This window comes from bacterium (genome assembly GCA_040756715.1).
In the GTDB taxonomy this organism is placed as follows: Bacteria; UBA9089; UBA9088; order UBA9088; family UBA9088; genus JBFLYE01.
The window spans coordinates 1-2,850 of sequence record JBFLYE010000079.1 but is presented as its reverse complement, the minus strand read 5'-3'; the positions used below and the strand labels follow the sequence as shown (position 1 = coordinate 2,850).

Below are 2,850 nucleotides of genomic sequence, written 5' to 3'. Positions count from 1 at the left end.
AATATGTCAAGGGATTTTTTGATAGTCGGCACTACAAAACTTAGGATAATATATGTATTATGGGGCAATTACTTGAGGTTTTGATATGGAGAGAAAATTTTTGGCGAAAATGACTTGACAATGGTTGGAGAGGAAGAATACCAGGAAGAGATGCCAACAGAATTATTTTGTGAAATTGTGTTGTTTGTAATTGTTGGAGATGAAGAATTCCAGCATCCAATCCCATTCCTTTGATTTTTAGAGATTGTATTGTCGGTAATAATTGGCGAAGAGCTGTCACAGTAAATACCTTCCCAAGCATTCTTTAAGATGATATTATTGGTGATACTTGGGTTCGCACCATTTATACAATATATTCCATTGCCAGAAGAATAATTTCCTCCTGCTCCGGTAATGCTAAAGCCTCTAATGACGCCATTACAAGATGTTCCATTAAAGGTTACTGTATTTGTATTCCCCAATCCCGTGGCTGTGATGGTGCAGGCATTTGCACCTGTCCCAATTAAGCTAATGCTTTTGTTGATATAAATAGCCTCGCTATATGTCCCAGCCAGAACAGAGACTGTGCCGCCTGTAGGGCATAAATTTATCCCTTTCTGGATGAGAGAAGATGTCCCTATGAAATTACCAAGATTGTCGTAGATGACAACGGGTCCAAGAATAACCGATTTTGTTCCAAAGACAAAGAAGCAGTTTTGAAATGTGAATGATTGTCCATCAATATTAGTAACCACAAGGCTCCAGCTTCCCAACGATACATCCTTTAGGTTAAAAATGGCATTTAAGGTTTGTGTATCTACATAGCTGACATTTCCAATTATCTCAAATATCTCGTCCTTTGTAAGCCTTGCACTTACATTTTCTCTAAAATTAAGACCTTTTATTGTTATTAAGATTGCCTCTGTATTTGTTCCAAGTGTGGGTGTAATAGAGGTAATGACAGGAGGAAGAAACCATAGGGAGAAATCAGAATAAACAGTTTTTCCGGCCTTTGCATTTGCTGTTTTTGTTTGTGGTATAAACCCATCCCTTGAAGCAGCGATGCTGTATGTTACACTTCCATATACCCCTCCAACAATGCCAAAGATTGCATATTTTCCACTTGAGTTTGTTGTTCCTGTTGCAATTGTTTCTGTTCCATAAATTATCCTAATGAGTGCATTGCTAACCGGGTTATTGAGGGTATCCTTTATTGTTCCAGAGATTGTGCCAAAGGATATGGAAAACAATATGCTTTCTAAAGATGGAGGGATTAAAGACAGGTTATTATAAAAGCCATTGTCATAGAATTCGCCAATTGGCTTTGGTGTTACAATGGCTGCTTTATCTAAGAAAGGCTTGGGATGGAATGTTTAAATGAGATAAGGAGCTAAGATCAAAATACTCTGCTGTAAGCTTCGGTGTTACACCCTCTGCCTTCTCTAAAAGCTCTGCTTGAGAAGATAATGTTCCTGTCCAGACTGTATCCGCCTCCTCTACAATTATTGAAGAGGAAAAAGATAGACTACTCCATAAAAGTATAAGCAAAATAATTCCGCTTACTCTTTGCATTTTTGATACAGCCCTCAGATACCCATTTCAGGAGATATTCTATCTCCTTACTCCTTCTCATAATAGATGATTGCTATGGTAAGGAAAGCTTCTCCTTCTTTATATCCCCCATATTCATTATGCCATAGCTCAATCTTGTGCTTATCACCTAAGCTCAAAGATGGGCTGAACTTATCTTCTCTCCATTGCCATTTATTATCGCCGGATCCGAAGTTATTGATCTGTACATCATCAACTTCAAACGTTGAACCATCACTATCCCAAGCAGTATGGGACCAAGAAGTCTCATAGACTGTAAGTGTTCCAGGCTCATTTGGTATGGTAAGGTGCATAAACTCCCAGCCTTCTTCCCATTTTCCGTCAACTATCAGCATTAGCCGGTTCGCATTGGGGTGCTTGAAGTCATAGTAGCTGATTTCAGATGGAGTTATTATTCCAATCTCTTCACAGACCTTATGTATTCCGTTCCACAACATCGTAACTACCTTCGATTGGTCTTGCTTATAAGCTCTGTAATCGAATATCTTTGCTCTCGGAACATCCTTTGTGTAGTATGTGAGTATCCAGCCATCCTTATGGACAAAGCAGTGTATTTCTGCGTTCTCATTCTCTAAATACCCAGATGGTCTGATAGAGCCAATTATATAATCATTCTCTTCCTTCTCAAGTCCAACAAACACACCCTTCGCTTGACTTAGGTCTATTTGCTGACCCAAATTTATCCACCCGGCAATGCCCGCCTCCTCACTGAGAAAGGTATAGGTTCCTGCCTCCAAAATCTCTGGGCCTTTAAGCTCCATAACCCCTTGCTCATCTCCCCAAAGGTTGGATAGCCCAACCCCTAATCCTACAATTGCTAATGCTAATAGCTTTTTCATTTTTTCATTTACCTCCTATTTTTAAATTTTTTAAAAAATAATCTTTTTTTCTTTACATCACCCCCTTAAACAAAAAAGCACCCTTTTCGCTTTTTGCGACAAAGATGCTTTCTGCTTTATTTTGCAAAAATAAAGGTGTTCTGCATCCTCTCTCTGTATATCAACAAACCCTTTATTTTCATCTTACCATTCTTTTGTAGTGACTGGGTTATTCACAAGGTAAAACCTTCATCCTATCTTCTCAATAAAGTCTTTTGTTGCCTTCAAGGCATCCTTGACCATATCAACATTGTGAAGAAGTCCTCTATAATAACCTGCTATGTGTAACTCTTTATATAAAAATTCAAAACTTTTTAATATCTTCCCATTATGAATTGTAAGATGCTTTCGCAACATTTCCCTATAGCTATTTACAGATTTC

Annotated in this window: 4 protein-coding genes; all 4 read right to left on the bottom strand. The window is 38.2% G+C overall.

The genetic code is table 11. The features are described from left to right. Nucleotides 1-68: 68 nt before the first annotated feature. On the bottom strand, nt 69-1,229 hold the full coding sequence (locus AB1397_03195; GenBank protein ID MEW6481997.1) for a NosD domain-containing protein: 1,161 nt from the start codon (nt 1,227-1,229) through the stop codon (nt 69-71). Between the two features lie 94 nt (nt 1,230-1,323). Further along, nucleotides 1,324-1,551 (bottom strand): hypothetical protein, encoded by a 228-nt coding sequence (locus AB1397_03190; protein MEW6481996.1) that lies wholly within the window; start codon nt 1,549-1,551, stop codon nt 1,324-1,326. Between the two features lie 47 nt (nt 1,552-1,598). Continuing rightward, nucleotides 1,599-2,429, bottom strand: a complete 831-nt coding sequence (locus AB1397_03185) for a hypothetical protein (GenBank protein MEW6481995.1) — start codon at nt 2,427-2,429, stop codon at nt 1,599-1,601. A gap of 228 nt (nt 2,430-2,657) precedes the next feature. Next, nucleotides 2,658-2,850, bottom strand: a 193-nt coding sequence (locus AB1397_03180; protein ID MEW6481994.1) for a DUF5618 family protein, incomplete at its 5' end; no start/stop codon positions are given.